Origin of the sequence: Dyadobacter alkalitolerans DSM 23607 (assembly GCF_000428845.1) — a bacterium.
Lineage (GTDB): Bacteria > Bacteroidota > Bacteroidia > Cytophagales > Spirosomataceae > Dyadobacter > Dyadobacter alkalitolerans.
Window position 1 is genome coordinate 174420 of record NZ_AUAS01000008.1, and the last position, 17215, is coordinate 191634.

Here is a 17215-nt window from a genome sequence, read left to right on the forward strand (position 1 = left end):
TCGAGGCGGATTTTGTACACACTTATTACCGGATAATAGGTTTTTTCCACAATTTTAACCCTTTGACATTAGTTTTCTCCTACACCAGCAATATTGTTCCAGCGTCCCCAGTTGACGGAACCTTCGTAATCCATGAGGTGGCTTTCAAAATACATCGCCCCCCAGGTCCAGTTAACATTCAACACATTCACCAGATAATTTGCGCATAGGGTGCGCTCGTCGGAGGTTAAGAAGCCGGTTTGTTTAAGCTTGTTCATCAATGTGTTTATCTGGGAATCACTAGTTTGCCCGTTCGTCCAGGTTTCATATAATGCATTGTCATTCTGCCAGCGGCGGAGAAACTGGTGCTGCACACCGCTCGGCTTGAACATTCTCGGCCCAAAGCGCAGCAAAGTCCAGTGGAAATAGTCGCGTGAAAGCAGGTTTTCGAGCATAGCAACATCTTCCGCGTCAGCAGGTTGTGCTTTTTTTACCTGAGAGTAAATGTATCTCGCAGAAATGCAACCGAGTGAAAGCCAGTCCGACAGGCGTGTATCGGTAAGCGGATCGGCGCTTTCGTAGCGCTTTCCTTCCTTTATATAGTCGGCCAGATATTTTTCCAAGACTGTTAATGCGACAGATTCACCTCCCTGGCTGATATTTTGTTCATCTGCACCTTCCATTTCATTGGGGTCAACGCCTATTTGTGCCAGGATCGGGATCGGGTCCGCATCGTAATCAGCCGGTAATGTTACTTTTCCGGGTTCGGGAAGCGGCTCTTTAACTTTCAGGGCATTCTCAATTTGCGCTGCGAAAGAAACGAAGTTGGCCGGAAGCTTTGCAATGGGGAACGGCAATGCTGTGGCATGCATCAGCGTATCCATCCAGAAGAGCTTAATGTCAATGTTAACCGTTTTGAGATTTTTGCTGAGGGAAGATTCGATGCGTGTTTCTTCGGGGGCGATTTCTTTGCTCGTATAAACATACTCGGCATTGTATTCTTCTGCGAGTCGCGCAATGATCTTTTCGGGTTCGCCTATGCGTATCAAGAGATCGCCTCCCTTTTGTCTCAAACGGTTCCTGAGGTCGACGACGGACTGGATCAAAAATTGTCCACGCATGGCGCCTGTGCGGCGGAAGCCTAATCTTGTCTTATCGAATTGCCGGGGATCGAAAACGTAAACGGGTACAATTTCAATTGCTGATGCGACGGCAGAAAAAAGTGCTTCATTATCGCGTAAACGCAGGTCATTTCTAAACCAATAGATGATTCGCCGAGCCATTTATACTAACTAAATAATCTGAAAATCGAATTTTAAAAATACAAACATACAAAATTTGAACCTGGGCATAACAAAAGAAGCCCGGTCCAGGGCATTGCCGGGACCGGGCTTCTATAATATTTGGCAAATGTTAGTAACTCAGGATCGTGAATTCCGTTCTCCGGTTGCGCTGGTGTTCTTCCTCGGTTTTTGCATTCGGAATAATGAGCTCGCGCTCGCCGTAACCTTTGGCAACCATTCGGTCGGCATCTATTCCCTTTGTATTGAGATATGTCACAGCCGATTCTGCCCTGTTTTGTGAAAGAGTCATGTTGTAGGCGTCCGTTGCACGCGCATCCGTGTGAGAGCTAAGCTCGATTTTCATCGTCGGATTATCTTTCAGGATCTGCACGAGCTTATCCAGCTCAATAGCCGCATCCGGGCGAATGTTGTATTTGTTCAAATCGTAATAAATGTTCTCGAGAACAAATGTTTTGTTCAATTCCAGCTTATCCAGCTTGATCGTCACATTGAATGTGGTGTCAGTTAATTCTTTGGTCAGAAAGATTGGAGGGATCGAACGACCGTCCATCGAAAATGGCTCGCGTTTGCTGATAAATCCTTTGCGCTGAACCAAAAGGCTGTACGACTTGCCTTCTTCAACAGGCTGTTTGCCAAATTTCCCTTCTGAATTGGAAGGCAACTGCGCAATTTCAGTATCAGAGGTGTCTGGCAGAATGCGAATGATTGCAGAATCGATCGGCGTCGATGTTCCGTTGGCAATTACATTTCCAGCCAGGAAATATCTTACAACTTTTGGCTTACCATTAATGTATTTTGGATTGTTGGGATTCAATGGATCGTTCGGATCGTTGTTTTTAGCAATTGTAGTGCTGTCCTCTTCTTCCGGTCCGGAGAAATAATAAATGTCGTCATCGCCTTTGCCGCCCTCACGGTTGGAAGAGAAGAAACCTTTGTTCAGGTCTTTATAAAATACAAGCCCAAAATCATCTTGAGGACTGTTAAACGGCAAACCTAAATTTTCAATCGAAATAACGCCCTGTGTCCGCGTCGCTGAGAAAAGATCCAGCTTTCCAAGCCCCGGATGACCATCCGAAGCAAAATAGAGCTTTCCGCCTTCGGCAACGTAAGGGAACATCTCGTCACCAGCTGTATTAATGTCTTTGCCCATATTTACAGGCTTGCTGAACCGGCCCGATGCATCCATATTGGTGCGGTAAAGGTCAATCCCGCCGGCGCCGCCAGCACGGTTTGAAGCGAAATACAACGTTTTGCCATCACGGGAAAAAGCAGGCGAACCGTCCCAGGCCAGTGAATCATTGATAGGTAAAATGGCGGGCGTAGTCCACTGTCCGTTCACATTGCGGCTTAAATACAGATCTACATCCACAGCGCCGTTTTTCTTGCCTGTGTTGCCACGTGCAAACACCAATGTCTTTCCGTCCGGAGAAAATGCGGGCGAGGCCTCATTAGCGTCCGCATCAAAGATATCATTGCTTAGCAAAACCGGCGTGCCTTGTGTAGCACCCGCATCTTCTGAAACTGAAACCTTGTAAAGCCCCAGCATCGGCTGGCCATTGTTTTTGTAAACCTTTTCTTTTTTGGAAGAAGAAAAAACGAGTTCGTTGCCTAATATGGTTGGTGAAAATTCAGATCCGGGCGTGTTGAGCGGGATTGCTTTGGCTTCCACCTCCATCTTTGTTGTACGCAAGCGATCCGCAATCTTAAGAATCTCAACTTCACGCAATGCTCTGTCCTGCAAACTTTGAACGCCCGCAGTGTCCTTGGCATAGGAAGCAAACTGGTTGGACGCTTCTTCATACTGGCCAGCCGTTTTCAATGCATAGGCATACTGAAACCTGGCATCAGGCTTATTGATACCGGCATCAATGGCTTTCTTATAAAAAGGAATGGATTCTTTATAACGGTTGGACAAGCGATAGGATTCGGCAATCAGGTAATCGGTTTGCACGGGCTCTATATTCGCACCGGCAGCCTTTTCAAATGCTTTTATAGCCAGATCATATTCACCGTTTTCAAATTTCTTTTGCCCGTCTTTGTAGGCCTGCATGGCTGAGTTACAGCCGGATAAATAAGCACATATAGTAAAGAGGCTAACTACGAGGGTAAAGTAACGCCGGGAAAGTTTCATAATGTAAAGTATAAAATCAAATGATTTGACGCGCACACTGGGTTTTTGATAAACAATACTAATAAACAACGTTTGGAAATAAAATTCCGGATATGAGAGGCCAAGATTTTTATTTATTCTTCTTTGGGCTAAAATCAAGCCTGTTAATCGTTTGGCAGGGATGCGCTGAGCAATATAAGCATGTTCGTCCTGCATTTTGGCATTATAATGCTTATTTGTTCAAACGGATTTTGGAAAAAAAGAAAGTAACGTTTTGTAAATCAATGTGAGACTGTTACTTTTGCAGTCCGATTTTTCGGGAAAACTGTTTTCAAAACAATAGACTGGTGCATTAACCAGATCAAAATCAATTTGTTAAATGCCAACTATTTCACAATTAGTCCGTAAAGGTAGAGAGACCATTACATGGAAATCAAAGTCACCGGCTTTGGATTCTTGCCCTCAGCGTAGGGGTGTGTGCACGAGGGTGTACACGACAACGCCTAAAAAACCGAACTCAGCGCTTCGTAAAGTAGCTCGTGTTCGTCTTTCAAACAATAAGGAGGTGAATGCCTACATCCCAGGAGAAGGCCACAACCTGCAGGAGCACTCGATCGTTTTGATCCGCGGTGGTCGTGTGAAAGATTTACCAGGTGTGCGTTACCACATTATCCGTGGTGCATTGGATACAGCTGGTGTGAACGGCCGTAAACAACGTCGTTCGAAATATGGTGCTAAGCGTCCAAAACCAGGACAAGTTGCAGCAGCACCAACAAAAGGTAAAAAGAAATAAAAAGTAACTCTCTCTGCTTTTATTAAGGAATTAATCTGATAAAAGGGAAGTAATCCAGCGCTTCTGGCCTGGGTGAATAAGTTGCAAAACGAAACCTCGTGTAAAATTTTAAGTTAAAATGAGAAAGTCGAAACCAAAGAAAAGATATATCCTTCCTGATCCAAAGTTCAGGGACGTTCAGGTTACCAAGTTCGTTAACAACCTGATGTTTGAAGGAAAGAAGAGCATTGCATTCACTATTTTCTACGATGCATTAGAGATCGTTGAGAAGAAGACTAGCGAAAGTGGTCTTGAAACCTGGAGAAAAGCATTGAACAATGTAACTCCGTCTGTGGAAGTAAAAAGCCGTCGTGTAGGTGGTGCAACTTTCCAGGTTCCAACCGAAGTTCGTCCTGAGCGTAAGCAGTCTTTGGGAATGAAATGGTTGATCAACTATTCCCGTAAGCGTGGAGAGAAAACAATGGTGGATCGCCTTGCAGGTGAGATCATTGCCGCTGCAAAGGGTGAAGGAGCTGCTGTTAAAAAGAAAGATGATACGCACCGTATGGCAGATGCCAACAAAGCGTTCTCCCACTTTAGATTCTAGATCAGCGAAATATTAAATGATCGGAAGTTCGGTTTACCCGGGCTTCCGATTTTTATTTGAGATTTTTCTGAAATTTAACCTTTACATAATTGTTTTTATAATCAACAATTGATACTTTTGCGCTCTGAATTTTTGGAAGTAGTGCGTTTTCGCCATCCTCTTTGAGTTCAAATTGCTTCTGAGTGAATTGCACATCGAATATAAAATAACACATCACCATCTGTCATGGCACGTGATCTAAGATTAACAAGGAATATTGGTATTGCTGCGCACATCGATGCCGGTAAAACAACCACAACAGAGCGTATCCTTTACTACGCAGGGGTAAGCCACAAAATTGGAGAAGTACATGATGGTGCTGCTACAATGGACTGGATGGAGCAGGAGCAGGAGCGTGGTATTACCATTACATCTGCCGCAACAACAGTTGGTTGGAAGTATCGTGATGAAAATTACCATATCAACATTATCGATACACCGGGACACGTTGACTTTACAGTTGAAGTAAACCGTTCTCTTCGCGTATTGGATGGTCTTGTTTTCCTTTTCAGCGCAGTAGATGGTGTTGAACCTCAGTCTGAAACAAACTGGCGTCTGGCTAACAACTATAATGTAGCCCGTATCGGTTTCGTAAATAAAATGGACCGTTCAGGTGCAGACTTCTTGAAAGTTTGTGCACAGGTGAAAGAAATGTTGGGCAGCTACGCTGTTCCTCTTCAATTGCCGATCGGTGCAGAAGATACATTCCGCGGTGTAGTTGACCTGGTTAACTTCCGTGGAATCGAGTGGAATGAAGCAGATAAAGGAATGACCTTCACTGAGGTGCCTATTCCTGATGATATGCTTGAAGAAGCAACGGAGTGGAGAGAGAAATTGCTTGAAGCTGTTGCCGAGTTCGACGACACTTTGATGGAGAAATATTTTGAAGATCCTAATTCGATCTCAGAAGACGAAATTCTTGCAGCTCTTCGTGCAGCGACGATCAGCATGAAAATCGTTCCGATGGTTTGCGGTTCTTCATTCAAGAATAAAGGTGTTCAGACGATGCTTGATTACGTGATGGCTATCTTGCCTTCACCATTGGATCGTGAAAGCATCATCGGAACTGACCCACGTACAGGAAACGAGATCAGCCGTCAGCCATCTGAAAAAGATCCTTTCTGTGCACTTGCATTCAAAATCGCGACTGACCCTTATGTAGGTCGTCTTTGCTTTATCAGATCTTATTCTGGTATCCTTGATTCAGGTTCTTATGTATTGAACAATCGTTCAGGAAACAAAGAGCGTATCTCTCGTATCTTCCAGATGCACGCTAACAAGCAAAACCAAATTGACAGACTTGAAGCGGGTGATATTGGAGCTGTTGTAGGTTTTAAAGATATTAAGACTGGGGACACATTGTCAGATGAAAAGAACCCAATTGTTCTTGAATCAATGGTATTCCCTGAGCCGGTAATCGGATATGCAATCGAGCCTAAGAAAGCTGCTGACAGCGATAACTTCTCGAAAGCAATCACTAAACTGATCGAAGAAGATCCAACACTTCAAGTTGAAAGTAACGAAGAAACTGGCCAGACCATTATCAAAGGAATGGGCGAGCTTCACCTTGAAATTATTATCGACCGTATGCGTCGTGAGTTCAAAGTGGAAGTAAACCAGGGAGCTCCTCAGGTTGCTTACAAAGAGATTCTTACGAAGAAATTCGAACACCGCGAGGTTTATAAGAAACAAACAGGTGGTCGTGGTAAATTTGCCGATATCGTATTCGAAATCGGACCACGTGATGATAACGAAGAAGGAAAAGAACCAAAAGTGGGTCTTCAATTCGTAAATGAAGTTGTGGGTGGTGCTATCCCCCGCGAATTCATTGCTCCGGTTCAAAAAGGATTTGAAGCAGCAATGGTTAACGGAGCTTTGGCAGGTTACCCGTTGGATTCGATGAAAGTGCGTTTGTTCCACGGATCATTCCACGACGTCGATTCAGATGCATTGTCTTTTGAATTGGCTGCTAAGATTGGTTTCAAAGAATCAGCACGTCATGCAGGTTCTAAATTGATGGAGCCGATCATGCACGTTGAAGTTCTTACGCCTGATGAATACACAGGACCAATCACAGGTGACCTTAACCGTCGCCGTGGTATCATGAGAGGAATGGATTCACGCAATGGTGCGCAAGTTATCAAAGCGGATGTGCCTCTATCTGAATTATTCGGTTATGTTACTGATCTGCGTACGATGTCATCCGGTCGCGCAACTGCTTCTTTGACATTCGCTTACTATGAAATCGTTCCTAACAATATTGCAGAAGCAGTGATTGAAAAGGCAAAAGGTTTGGTTAAAGCTTAAATTGATCTGATCCGCTATCAGCAGACGCTGGTAACGGATCATTTTTATATAGAAGCTGGCGAAGTAAATGGTTCTTTCGCCTGTGGATTGTCGAAACTCGTTTCGTTCAAGTATTCTTAGAACCGGAAATAATAAAATAAGATGAATCAAAAAATCCGTATTAAACTTCGCTCTTTCGACCACAATCTGGTTGATAAGTCAGCTGAGAAAATCGTTAAAGCTGTAAAGGCAACTGGTGCTATTGTTAGCGGTCCGATTCCTTTGCCAACTAAAACTGAGAAATTCACTGTTCTTCGTTCCCCACACGTTAACAAGAAGTCACGTGAGCAATTCCAGCTTTGTACTTACAAACGTTTAGTAGACATTTTCTCAACAAGTGCAAAGACTGTTGACGCACTGATGAAGCTTGAATTGCCAAGCGGTGTTGACGTAGAGATCAAAGTATAGTAATAAGGGCTTATTTAGTTAAGCCAAGACATAAATTGGATGAAGGTCCGTTTCCGGAAACCACATCTGAGCTCAGAAAACAGCCGAATGTTCGTGCATTTAATGCATCATTCGCCAGTTCTCAAAAACGAGGTCAGATGGTTTAATTCATCTGACCTTTTTTGCTGATTATCAGCGAGAAATATTTTAAGGCTGCTAGGATGCGTGAATTTGATTTCATACCTTTGCAGTCCGTTTTAAAGAATAAGGGTCTTTACCTGCTAATTTTAATTTCAAAACATGTCTGGTTTAATTGGTAAGAAAATCGGAATGACTAGTTTGTACAATGCTGACGGGCAGGCTCTGGCATGTACTGTAATTCAAGCTGGTCCTTGTGTTGTTACACAAGTTAGGTCCGAAGAAAAGGATGGCTATAAAGCTATTCAGTTAGGTTTTGGTGAAAAGAAAGAGAAAAGTTCTTCCCAGCCTATGATTGGTCACTTCAAGAAAGCCGGTACAACTCCCAAACAAAAAGTGGTTGAGTTTAAGGAATTTGAAGTGGAGCATGAACTTGGAACTTCATTATCTGTTACGGATATCTTTGAAGAAGGCGAGTTTGTCGACGTAGTTGGTTCTGCCAAAGGCCGCGGTTTCCAGGGTGTTGTAAAGCGCCACGGTTTTGCAGGGGTTGGTGGTCAGACACACGGTCAGCACAACAGAGCGCGTCACCCAGGTTCGATTGGTGCTTGTTCATTCCCATCACGTGTATTTAAAGGCATTCGCATGGGTGGACGCATGGGTAACAATCGTGTAAAAATTCAGAATTTACGTATTCTGAAAGTGATCCCTGAGCAGAACCTTCTGGTTGTTAGTGGCTCAGTACCTGGTTCAAAGAATTCATTTCTAATCATTGAGAAATAGCACCGATGGAACTGTCCGTATTAAATATAAAAGGAGAAGATACCGGCAAGAAGGTAAGTGTGTCTGAAGAAATTTTTGGCATCGAACCTAATACGCACGCGATCTATCTCGATGTGAAGTTATACTTGGCTAACCAACGTCAGGGAACACACAAGTCAAAAGAACGTGCAGAAGTTAATCACTCTACACGTAAGATCAAGAAACAAAAAGGAACTGGTGGAGCTCGTGCTGGTAGCATTAAATCTCCGGTGTTTGTAGGTGGTGGTCGTATATTCGGACCAAGACCTCGTGACTACGGTTTCAAGATCAATAGAAAAGTTAAAGTTTTGGCTCGTAAGTCAGCTTTCTCTGCAAAGGCGAAATCTGATTCGATTTCAGTTCTTGAAGCGTTCTCATTTGATGCGCCAAAAACTAAATCTTATTTGAATGTTTTGAACTCACTTGCATTGGTGAACACCAAAACACTTCTTATTCTTCCATCTGTTGACAGCAATGTATATCTGTCAAGCCGTAACATTCCAAAAGCAAGAGTTACGACAGTGGACGCGGTCAACACGTATGACCTGATGTATGCAGACCGTCTTTTGATAAGTGAATCTGCTCTGTCTATTTTGGAAACCCAATTGAACAAATAATCATGAGTGTACTGAAACGTCCGATTATAACCGAAAAGGTAACGGCTCAGGGTGGTCAAGGAAAGTATGCCTTCGAAGTAGCCCTTACTTCTAATAAAGTAGAGATCAAAAAGGCTATTGAGAAACTGTTCGGGGTTACCGTAGAGAGCGTTCATACAATGCGCAGCATTGGTAAAAGCAAATCCCGTACATCGGGTGGTAAGTTTGTAAGTGGAAAAACTTCAACTATCAAAAAGGCTATCGTAACGGTGGCTGAAGGTGAAATTATCGATATCTACGGTGAAGCATAATAGTTGAGCGATTCAAATCTTTGACGAGTTAATAGCAAATGGCAGTTAAAAAATTAAAACCGACAAGTGCTGGTCAGCGTTTCCGCTCCGCTCCTACATTCGAGGAGATTACAACAGCGAAACCTGAAAAGAGTCTTCTGGAAACCATTAAAAGAACAGGTGGTCGTAATAGCCAGGGACACAGAACCATGCGACATATAGGTGGCGGGCATAAAAGAAAGTATCGTGTAATTGATTTCAAAAGAAATCGTTTCGATGCGCCGGCCACAGTAATTTCAATTGAATACGATCCAAACCGTTCGGCGCGTATTGCGTTGGTGCAGTTTGAAGATGAAGAAAAAAGATATGTGATTGCACCAAACGGACTGAAAGTGGGACAAGTAATTGTTTCAGGCAGTTCAGTAGCACCGGAAGTTGGTAATGCTCTTCCACTAGGTTCTATGCCAATTGGTACAATCGTTCACAATATCGAATTGACGCCTGGTAAAGGTGGTCAATTTGCGAGGAGTGCAGGAGCTTATGCACAGCTTGTAGCGAGAGAAGGAAAATACGCTGTTTTGAAAATGCCATCTGGCGAAATGCGTATGATTCTTTCAACTTGTATCGCAACAGTTGGAACGGTTTCTAATGCAAGTCACATGAATGTTGCATTAGGAAAAGCAGGTCGTCGTCGTTGGTTAGGTCGTCGTCCACGCGTTCGTGGTGTTGCCATGAACCCAGTCGATCACCCAATGGGTGGTGGTGAAGGTCGCTCATCAGGGGGCCAGCCTAGATCTAGAAACGGACAGTTCTCAAAAGGACTTAAGACTCGTGATCGCAACAAGCATTCTGAGAAATTGATTATCAGCCGTCGTAAAAAATAATAGTATAACATGGCACGCTCATTAAAAAAAGGACCATATATCGATTTTCGTCTTGAGAATAAAGTGACTGTGATGAACAGCGCCTCTCGGAAATCAGTAATCAAGACCTGGTCACGACGCTCAATGATATCGCCGGATTTTATCGGGCATACATTCGCGGTGCATAACGGAAACAAGTTTATTCCTGTGTATGTAACTGAAAATATGGTTGGTCACAAACTGGGAGAGTTTTCTCCTACACGTAACTTCCGTGGCCACACTGCAAAAAAAGATAAAGGTAGAAAATAATTAGTCGACGATAGCTGGTTCTGTCACAGGAACGAGCCTATATCTGAAAGAACATGGAAGCAAGAGCTATATTAAAAGATGTGCCTACTTCTCCTCGCAAAATGAGGTTAGTAGCCGACATGATTCGCGGACAAAAGGTCAGCAAGGCGTTGGCACTATTAAAGTTTCAACCGAGAGCTTCTTCACCGGTTTTGCACAAAGTTTTACTTTCTGCAGTTGCTAACTGGCAACAACTGAACGAAGATGCGAAGCTGGAAGACGCTGATCTTATTGTCAAAACCGTATTTATTGACGGTGGACGTATGTTAAAGCGTTTGCGCCCTGCACCGCAAGGAAGAGCACACAGAATCCGTAAGCGTTCGAACCATATCACAATCGTGATTGACGATGCTTCTGCTTCTATCGCAAGCGCAGACAAACAATCAGTAATCACCGAATCATAAGTAAAACGATCTATATCGAATGGGACAAAAGGTTAATCCTATAGGTCTGAGACTAGGAATTGTTAGAGGATGGGAGTCAAGTTGGTATGGAGGAAAAGACTTCTCTGATAAATTAGTTGAAGACGAGAAAATCCGTAACTACATCAAAGCACGTATCCCAAAAGGATCGATCTCAAAAGTAGTTATCGAAAGAACATTGAAACGTATCACATTGACCATCCACACTGCCCGTCCGGGTATTGTAATTGGAAAAGGTGGTAGCGAGGTTGATAAAATCAAAGAAGAGCTTAAAAAGATCACAGGCAAAGACGTTCAGATCAACATTTATGAGATCAAACGTCCTGAAATCGACGCGAAATTGGTAGGCGAGGCAATCGCACAACAACTTCAGGCTCGTATCTCCTATCGTAGAGCAATGAAGCAATCAATCGCTTCTGCTATGCGGGTTGGAACACAGGGAATTAAAATCCGTCTTGCTGGACGTCTTGGTGGAGCCGAAATGGCCCGTACTGAGGAATACAAAGAGGGACGTATTCCTTTGCATACATTGAGAGCTGACATCGATTACGCAATCTCAGAAGCACAAACGATCTATGGTAAAATCGGTATTAAAGTATGGATCTTCAAAGGAGAGCTTTACGGCAAGAGAGATTTGACTCCAAGTGCGGCAACAGCAGCATCTGACAGAGCAGAAAGAAGTGCATCTGGCGGTAATGATCGTGGCGGCAATGACCGTGGCGGAAGAGATCGCAGAGGCGGTGGCCGTGATGGTGGAGCACCTCGTGGTGAAGGCGGTGGCGGCGGAAGCGAAGCGGATCGTCGCAAACGCAATGCTGGCGGCAACACCAACAATAGAAATAAGAAGAAGTAATCAGACATTTTCCGATTTCGTATCGGGTCAAATAGATTAAAATCATGTTACAGCCGAAAAGGACAAAATTTCGCAAGCAACAAAAAGGCAAGGGCTCATACAATGGTTTGGCTACTCGCGGACATGAAATCGCATTTGGTTCTTTTGCTATCAAAGCGCTTGAACCAGGTTGGTTAACCGCACGTCAAATTGAGGCAGCACGTATTTCAGTAACTCGAGCGATGAAACGCGAAGGGCAAGTTTGGATTCGTGTATTCCCTGACAAGCCAATTACTAAGAAGCCAGCGGAAGTTCGTATGGGTAAGGGTAAAGGAGCTCCTGAATATTGGGTTGCACCAGTTAAGCCGGGAACGATCATCTTCGAAGCCACTGGTGTTACATTAGATACCGCTAACGAAGCATTGCGTTTGGCCGCACAAAAGTTGCCAATCAAAACCAAGTTCGTGGTACGTCGGGATTATCAAGAAGCGAATTAACCCGAATGTTATTAAGAACGCTAATTATTTAAAGCAATGACTAGTAAAGAAATTAAGGATCTGTCGCAGGATCAACTTAAAGAGCAGATCGCCCAGGAGCGGGAGCGCTTGTTACGGTTGAAGTTCGCACATGCGATTTCACCAATTGAAAACCCTTTGCGTATTCGTACCTCGCGTAAGGAAATTGCAAAACTCTTAACCGAGCTGTCGGCTAAAAGTAACCAACAGTAAATCAGTTTAGAAATTATGGAGGCAACAGAAAGAAATTTACGTAAAGAAAGAGTTGGCAAAGTAGTGAGCAACAAAATGGAGAAATCCTGCGTGATCACTGTGGAGCGTAAAGTGAAGCATGCCAAGTATGGTAAGTTTATGACTAAAACTACCAAGCTTATGGTGCATGACGAAACCAATCAGGTGGGCATCGGTGATACGATCCGCGTGATGGAAACACGTCCGCTTAGTAAAAGTAAGCGTTGGAGATTAGTAGAAATCCTTGAAAGAGCTAAGTAAATGGTACAGCAAGAATCAAGACTGTCGGTAGCAGACAACAGCGGCGCAAAAGAAGTACTCGTAATTCGTGTACTTGGCGGAACTGGCAAACGCTATGCCTCAGTAGGCGATAAAATCGTCGTAACAGTTAAGTCCGCTCTTTCTTCGAGCAACATGAAAAAAGGAACGGTTTCGAAAGCCGTTGTGGTTCGTACAAAAAAAGAAGTACGCCGCAAAGATGGAACCTACATCAGATTTGAAGATAATGCGGCTGTTTTGTTAAACAACAACGACGAGCCTCGTGGTACTCGTATCTTTGGACCGGTTGCACGGGAATTGCGTGAAAAGCAATTCATGAAGATCGTTTCATTGGCACCTGAGGTGTTGTAAGAAATCAAAACTCTAGTATTTCTTTGAACTGATAAGAGAATATCTAAAATGGAAAGCAAAAATAAAAAAGCACCAGCTAAGTTGCACATTCGCACTGGAGATACTGTAAAGGTAATCTCAGGCAATGCAAAAGGCGAGACTGGTGTTATCAAGAAGGTGGATATTGAAAAGCTCAGAGCTGTTGTTGAAGGGGTAAACATGATTACAAAGCATGTTAAGCCTAATGCACAAACTCCACAAGGAAGCATTGAAAAGCGTGAAGGTGCAATTCACATTAGTAACCTGATGGTAGTTGATCCTAAAACTGGCGAAGCAACCAGAACTGGTCGCAAAGCTGATGACAAAGGAAAGCTTCAGCGTTTTTCTAAAAAGACAGGAAATATTTTGTAATTCCCTGTTCGTATTGAACTGGAATAGAATATAAACGGTGGGTCGGTAATCCACAATAATATCTTCAAAATGGCACAGCCGAGATTAAAAGAAAAGTATGTGAGCGAAGTCGTTTCGCAGCTGAAAGATAAATTTCAGTACAAGTCAGTGATGCAAGTTCCTCGTTTGACAAAGATCGTTATTAACAAAGGAATTGGTGCAGCAGTAGCAGACAAAAAACTGGTTGACACTGGTGTTGAGGAATTGAGCCAGATCACTGGTCAAAAAGCAATCGCTACAATTTCCAAGAAAGCGGTTTCGAACTTCAAGTTGCGTGAAAACATGCCGATTGGAGCTAAGGTTACACTTCGTGGCGATCGTATGTATGAGTTTCTTGACCGTTTGACTGCAATTGCAATGCCTCGGGTTAGAGACTTCAAAGGTATCAGTGATAAAGGATTTGACGGACGCGGAAATTATACGTTCGGTGTTAAAGAGCAAATCATTTTCCCTGAGATTAGTATAGAAAAGGTAAATAAAATTACCGGTATGGATATCACATTTGTCACTTCTACCAATTCTGACGAAGAAAGTTATGAATTGTTGAAGGCATTGGGTATGCCATTTACAAATGCGAACAAACAAGGATAATTCTTAATATAAGATATTTACCGACAATGGCAAAAGAATCAGTTAAAGCACGGGAGAGAAAAAGAGAAGCCTTAGTAGCTAGGTTTGCTGAAAAGCGGACGAAATTGAAAGCTGCTGGTGATTGGGTTGGTTTAGATAAATTACCACGTAACTCTTCTCCTGTACGTTTGCATAACAGGTGCAAGATCACGGGAAGACCTCGGGGTTATATGCGGAAATTTGGAATTTCCAGAGTTTGTTTCCGGGATATGGCTTCTGACGGCAAGATTCCGGGTGTTACAAAATCAAGTTGGTAAGAATACTTTCAATTCTGATTTCAATTACTTAACTTTGCACTCCCGTTTCAAAGGGGTGTTTAAACTAGGCATAAAAATGTTAACGGATCCCATAGCAGATTATCTGACGAGACTCAGAAACGCTATCAAAGCGAAGCACAGGGTTGTTGAGATACCTGCATCCAACATTAAAAAAGAAATAACTAAGGTACTTTTTGATAAAGGGTATATTCAGAGTTATAAATTTGACGAAGTAGGTCCTCAGGGTGTAATCAAAATAGCTTTGAAATACAATCCTGTGACAAAGCAATCTGCAATTGTGAAATTGGAGAGGGTTAGTAAGCCTGGACTTCGTAAATATTCAGGTTCATCAACATTACCACGCGTATTGGGTGGTTTAGGAACTGTCATCATTTCAACCTCTAAGGGTGTAATGACTGATAAGGAAGCTAAAACGCTTAATGTTGGCGGGGAAGTGTTATGTTTCGTGTATTAATATTTAAAAGTTATTCAGGAAATGTCACGTATAGGAAATAAAATTATCGTTTTGCCGGCAGGTGTTTCTGTATCAGTTGCAGAAGGTAATGTAGTATCAGTAAAAGGACCAAAGGGTACACTGCATCAGACAGTTGATAGCGATATCAGCGTTGAAATTGAAGGCAGTGAACTTAAAGTAAGTCGTCCAACTGAGCAGAAGCGTCACAAAGCGCTGCACGGCTTGTACAGATCTTTGATCAACAATATGGTGATCGGAGTAGATGCCGGATACAAGAAAGAGTTAGAGATTATTGGTGTGGGTTACAAGGCAAGTGCAGCAAATAATGTGCTGGAATTGCAATTGGGTTATTCTCACAATATTTTTATGGCTATTCCGGAAGAGATCAAGCTTACAACGACTTCCGAAAAGGGACAAAATCCCAAAGTTATTTTAGAAGGAATTGACAAGGAACTGATAGGATCGGTTGCAGCGAAAATCAAATCATTGCGTAAGGTTGAGCCTTACAAAGGAAAAGGTATTCGTTTTGTCGGTGAGGTTGTTCGTCGTAAGGCTGGAAAATCTGCTTCTAAAAAGTAGTAAGTCACGGAATTAGTTTATAAACAAGTAAGACAAGTTTGAAAATGGCTACCGCAAAAGCAGATAGAAGACAACGCCTTAAATATCACATTCGCAAGAAAGTGAAAGGTAGTTCTGAGCGTCCGAGATTATCAGTCTTCCGCTCTAACACCAGCATTTATGCGCAAATTATAGATGATATAAATGGTGTAACGCTCGCGAGCGCATCATCAGTAGACCTTGGTGGAAGAAAAGAAAACGCTAACGTTGACACTGCTCTCCAGGTTGGTAAAAAAATTGCTGAAAAGGCACAAGAAGCAGGTATCCAGACTGTTGTTTTTGACAGAAACGGATATTTGTATCATGGTAAAGTAAAAGCATTGGCCGAAGGAGCTCGTGAGGGTGGCCTGAAATTCTAAGTATAACAAAGACTATGTCTACAAATACAAAACCTTCAAAGGTTAACGAATCGGACTTGAAAGAACGCGTAGTTGCGATCAATCGGGTAGCAAAAGTAGTAAAGGGTGGTCGTCGTTTTAGCTTTTCGGCTATCGTCGTTGTGGGTGATGGAAACGGTGTTGTAGGATACGGACTTGGCAAAGCAAACGAAGTTACGGATGCAATCGCGAAGGGCATTGATGACGCTAAGAAGAATCTAATTCAAGTTCCAATGCTTAAACATACTGTTCCTCACCAGATGGAAGGTAAATTCAGCGGAGGTTTTGTATTGATCAAGCCAGCTGCGCCCGGAACAGGAGTTCTTGCTGGTGGACCAATGCGTGCCGTACTAGAAAGTGCTGGTATCAAAGATGTACTTGCTAAGTCTAAAGGATCTTCAAATCCTCACAACGTAATTAAGGCAACAATTGATGCTTTATTGAAAATGAGAGCTCCTCATCAGGTTGCTTTTCAGCGCGGTGTTAAATTGGACAAAGTATTCAACGGATAGTCCTCCGGATTATTCCCTTATCTCTGAGTGATCATGTCAAAAGTACGTATTACACAAGTAAAAAGCACAATCGATCGTCCCGAAAGACAAAAGCTTACCATTAAGGCCTTAGGTCTTGGTAAGTTGAACAGAACGGTTGAGAAGGAAAATAGCGACGCCATAGCGGGTATGATCCGTAAGGTAAGCCATCTAATTAAAGTAGAGGAAATCTAACATATATTTCAAGTATGAATCTTAGTTCATTAAAACCAGCTGCTGGATCTGTAAAAACAGGAAAGCGTGTTGGACGTGGTCAGGGATCTGGAAAAGGTGGAACAGCTGCACGTGGACATAAAGGAGCACAATCTCGTTCTGGTTATAGCCGTAAGGTAGGTTTTGAAGGTGGACAAATGCCTCTTCAAAGACGTCTGCCTAAATTCGGGTTCAACAACATTAACAGAGTTGAATTCAAAGCGCTTAATCTGGACGCTATTCAGGCTCTTGCCGAAAAAACAAATGCTTCTGTAATTACGTTGGATCTTATTCGTGAAAACGGCTTGTGTGCAAAGAAAGACCTTGTAAAGATTTTGAATAGAGGCGAAATTTCAGCGGCTGTCGAAGTTCAGGCAAATGGTTTTTCTGCGGCTGCAATTGAGTCGATTGAAAAGGCAGGAGGCAAAGCGGTTAAACTATAATTTTGCTGTTTGCATTAAGCACAAGTTGTTTAT

Annotated in this window: 26 protein-coding genes; 24 read left to right on the forward strand and 2 right to left on the reverse strand. The window is 42.9% G+C overall.

Features of this window, described 5'->3' with window-relative positions:
* Window positions 1–68: 68 nt before the first annotated feature.
* Together G395_RS29660 and G395_RS0117380 are read right to left on the reverse strand one after the other, a co-directional pair.
* A complete protein-coding gene (locus G395_RS29660) occupies window positions 69–1262 on the reverse strand; it encodes a deoxyribodipyrimidine photo-lyase (RefSeq protein ID WP_035361670.1) in 1194 nt (397 codons plus the stop codon).
* A gap of 130 nt (window positions 1263–1392) precedes the next feature.
* Window positions 1393–3414 (reverse strand): CHU_0125 family OmpA-like outer membrane integrity protein, encoded by a 2022-nt coding sequence (locus G395_RS0117380; protein ID WP_026631224.1) that lies wholly within the window; start codon window positions 3412–3414, stop codon window positions 1393–1395.
* 358 nt (window positions 3415–3772) lie between these two features.
* Here G395_RS0117380 and rpsL point away from each other — a divergent pair, with 358 nt between their 5' ends.
* The 24 genes from rpsL (at window position 3773) to rplO (ending at window position 17182) form a co-directional block, all read left to right on the forward strand.
* Window positions 3773–4186, forward strand: coding sequence for a 30S ribosomal protein S12 (gene rpsL / locus G395_RS0117385; protein ID WP_026631225.1), 414 nt, complete (start codon window positions 3773–3775; stop codon window positions 4184–4186).
* A gap of 118 nt (window positions 4187–4304) precedes the next feature.
* Window positions 4305–4772 carry a 30S ribosomal protein S7 gene (rpsG, locus tag G395_RS0117390; RefSeq protein WP_026631226.1) on the forward strand — a complete coding sequence of 156 codons (468 nt, stop codon included), beginning with the start codon at window positions 4305–4307 and terminating at the stop codon, window positions 4770–4772.
* A 225-nt stretch (window positions 4773–4997) separates the two neighbouring features.
* A complete protein-coding gene (fusA, locus tag G395_RS0117400) occupies window positions 4998–7118 on the forward strand; it encodes an elongation factor G (protein ID WP_026631227.1) in 2121 nt (706 codons plus the stop codon).
* 141 nt (window positions 7119–7259) lie between these two features.
* The gene (gene rpsJ, locus G395_RS0117405; RefSeq protein ID WP_026631228.1) at window positions 7260–7565 is read left to right on the forward strand and encodes a 30S ribosomal protein S10; all 306 of its coding nucleotides are present in this window, start codon (window positions 7260–7262) and stop codon (window positions 7563–7565) included.
* A 279-nt stretch (window positions 7566–7844) separates the two neighbouring features.
* Window positions 7845–8465 carry a 50S ribosomal protein L3 gene (rplC, locus tag G395_RS0117410; RefSeq protein WP_026631229.1) on the forward strand — a complete coding sequence of 207 codons (621 nt, stop codon included), beginning with the start codon at window positions 7845–7847 and terminating at the stop codon, window positions 8463–8465.
* Between the two features lie 5 nt (window positions 8466–8470).
* Window positions 8471–9100, forward strand: coding sequence for a 50S ribosomal protein L4 (gene rplD / locus G395_RS0117415; protein ID WP_026631230.1), 630 nt, complete (start codon window positions 8471–8473; stop codon window positions 9098–9100).
* 2 nt (window positions 9101–9102) lie between these two features.
* Window positions 9103–9390: a 50S ribosomal protein L23 gene (gene rplW, locus G395_RS0117420; RefSeq protein ID WP_026631231.1), complete on the forward strand. Its 288-nt coding sequence runs from the start codon at window positions 9103–9105 to the stop codon at window positions 9388–9390.
* A gap of 38 nt (window positions 9391–9428) precedes the next feature.
* A complete protein-coding gene (gene rplB / locus G395_RS0117425) occupies window positions 9429–10253 on the forward strand; it encodes a 50S ribosomal protein L2 (RefSeq protein WP_026631232.1) in 825 nt (274 codons plus the stop codon).
* Window positions 10254–10262: 9 nt separating this feature from the next.
* Window positions 10263–10541 (forward strand): 30S ribosomal protein S19, encoded by a 279-nt coding sequence (rpsS, locus tag G395_RS0117430; protein WP_026631233.1) that lies wholly within the window; start codon window positions 10263–10265, stop codon window positions 10539–10541.
* A 53-nt stretch (window positions 10542–10594) separates the two neighbouring features.
* Window positions 10595–10984 carry a 50S ribosomal protein L22 gene (rplV, locus tag G395_RS29665; RefSeq protein WP_035361631.1) on the forward strand — a complete coding sequence of 130 codons (390 nt, stop codon included), beginning with the start codon at window positions 10595–10597 and terminating at the stop codon, window positions 10982–10984.
* Window positions 10985–11003: 19 nt separating this feature from the next.
* Entirely contained in the window at window positions 11004–11855 is an 852-nt protein-coding gene (gene rpsC / locus G395_RS29670) for a 30S ribosomal protein S3 (protein ID WP_035361634.1), read from the forward strand.
* A gap of 44 nt (window positions 11856–11899) precedes the next feature.
* Window positions 11900–12331 carry a 50S ribosomal protein L16 gene (gene rplP / locus G395_RS0117445; RefSeq protein ID WP_026631234.1) on the forward strand — a complete coding sequence of 144 codons (432 nt, stop codon included), beginning with the start codon at window positions 11900–11902 and terminating at the stop codon, window positions 12329–12331.
* Between the two features lie 36 nt (window positions 12332–12367).
* Window positions 12368–12562, forward strand: a complete 195-nt coding sequence (gene rpmC / locus G395_RS0117450; protein ID WP_026631235.1) for a 50S ribosomal protein L29 — start codon at window positions 12368–12370, stop codon at window positions 12560–12562.
* Between the two features lie 15 nt (window positions 12563–12577).
* The gene (gene rpsQ, locus G395_RS0117455) at window positions 12578–12841 is read left to right on the forward strand and encodes a 30S ribosomal protein S17 (RefSeq protein ID WP_026631236.1); all 264 of its coding nucleotides are present in this window, start codon (window positions 12578–12580) and stop codon (window positions 12839–12841) included.
* A complete protein-coding gene (rplN, locus tag G395_RS0117460) occupies window positions 12842–13210 on the forward strand; it encodes a 50S ribosomal protein L14 (protein ID WP_026631237.1) in 369 nt (122 codons plus the stop codon).
* Between the two features lie 48 nt (window positions 13211–13258).
* On the forward strand, window positions 13259–13600 hold the full coding sequence (gene rplX, locus G395_RS0117465) for a 50S ribosomal protein L24 (protein WP_026631238.1): 342 nt from the start codon (window positions 13259–13261) through the stop codon (window positions 13598–13600).
* Window positions 13601–13669: 69 nt separating this feature from the next.
* Window positions 13670–14230 (forward strand): 50S ribosomal protein L5, encoded by a 561-nt coding sequence (gene rplE / locus G395_RS0117470; RefSeq protein ID WP_026631239.1) that lies wholly within the window; start codon window positions 13670–13672, stop codon window positions 14228–14230.
* A gap of 26 nt (window positions 14231–14256) precedes the next feature.
* Window positions 14257–14526 carry a 30S ribosomal protein S14 gene (gene rpsN, locus G395_RS31745; RefSeq protein WP_084439692.1) on the forward strand — a complete coding sequence of 90 codons (270 nt, stop codon included), beginning with the start codon at window positions 14257–14259 and terminating at the stop codon, window positions 14524–14526.
* Window positions 14527–14602: 76 nt separating this feature from the next.
* Complete coding sequence (rpsH, locus tag G395_RS0117475; protein WP_026350532.1) at window positions 14603–15001, forward strand: 30S ribosomal protein S8; 399 nt, start codon at window positions 14603–14605, stop codon at window positions 14999–15001.
* Window positions 15002–15022: 21 nt separating this feature from the next.
* Window positions 15023–15580 carry a 50S ribosomal protein L6 gene (gene rplF / locus G395_RS0117480; protein WP_026631240.1) on the forward strand — a complete coding sequence of 186 codons (558 nt, stop codon included), beginning with the start codon at window positions 15023–15025 and terminating at the stop codon, window positions 15578–15580.
* 44 nt (window positions 15581–15624) lie between these two features.
* Window positions 15625–15978: a 50S ribosomal protein L18 gene (gene rplR / locus G395_RS0117485; protein WP_026631241.1), complete on the forward strand. Its 354-nt coding sequence runs from the start codon at window positions 15625–15627 to the stop codon at window positions 15976–15978.
* Window positions 15979–15992: 14 nt separating this feature from the next.
* Window positions 15993–16508 (forward strand): 30S ribosomal protein S5, encoded by a 516-nt coding sequence (gene rpsE, locus G395_RS0117490; protein ID WP_026631242.1) that lies wholly within the window; start codon window positions 15993–15995, stop codon window positions 16506–16508.
* A 33-nt stretch (window positions 16509–16541) separates the two neighbouring features.
* On the forward strand, window positions 16542–16721 hold the full coding sequence (rpmD, locus tag G395_RS0117495) for a 50S ribosomal protein L30 (protein ID WP_026631243.1): 180 nt from the start codon (window positions 16542–16544) through the stop codon (window positions 16719–16721).
* Window positions 16722–16735: 14 nt separating this feature from the next.
* Window positions 16736–17182, forward strand: coding sequence for a 50S ribosomal protein L15 (gene rplO / locus G395_RS0117500; protein WP_026631244.1), 447 nt, complete (start codon window positions 16736–16738; stop codon window positions 17180–17182).
* Window positions 17183–17215: the final 33 nt, after the last annotated feature.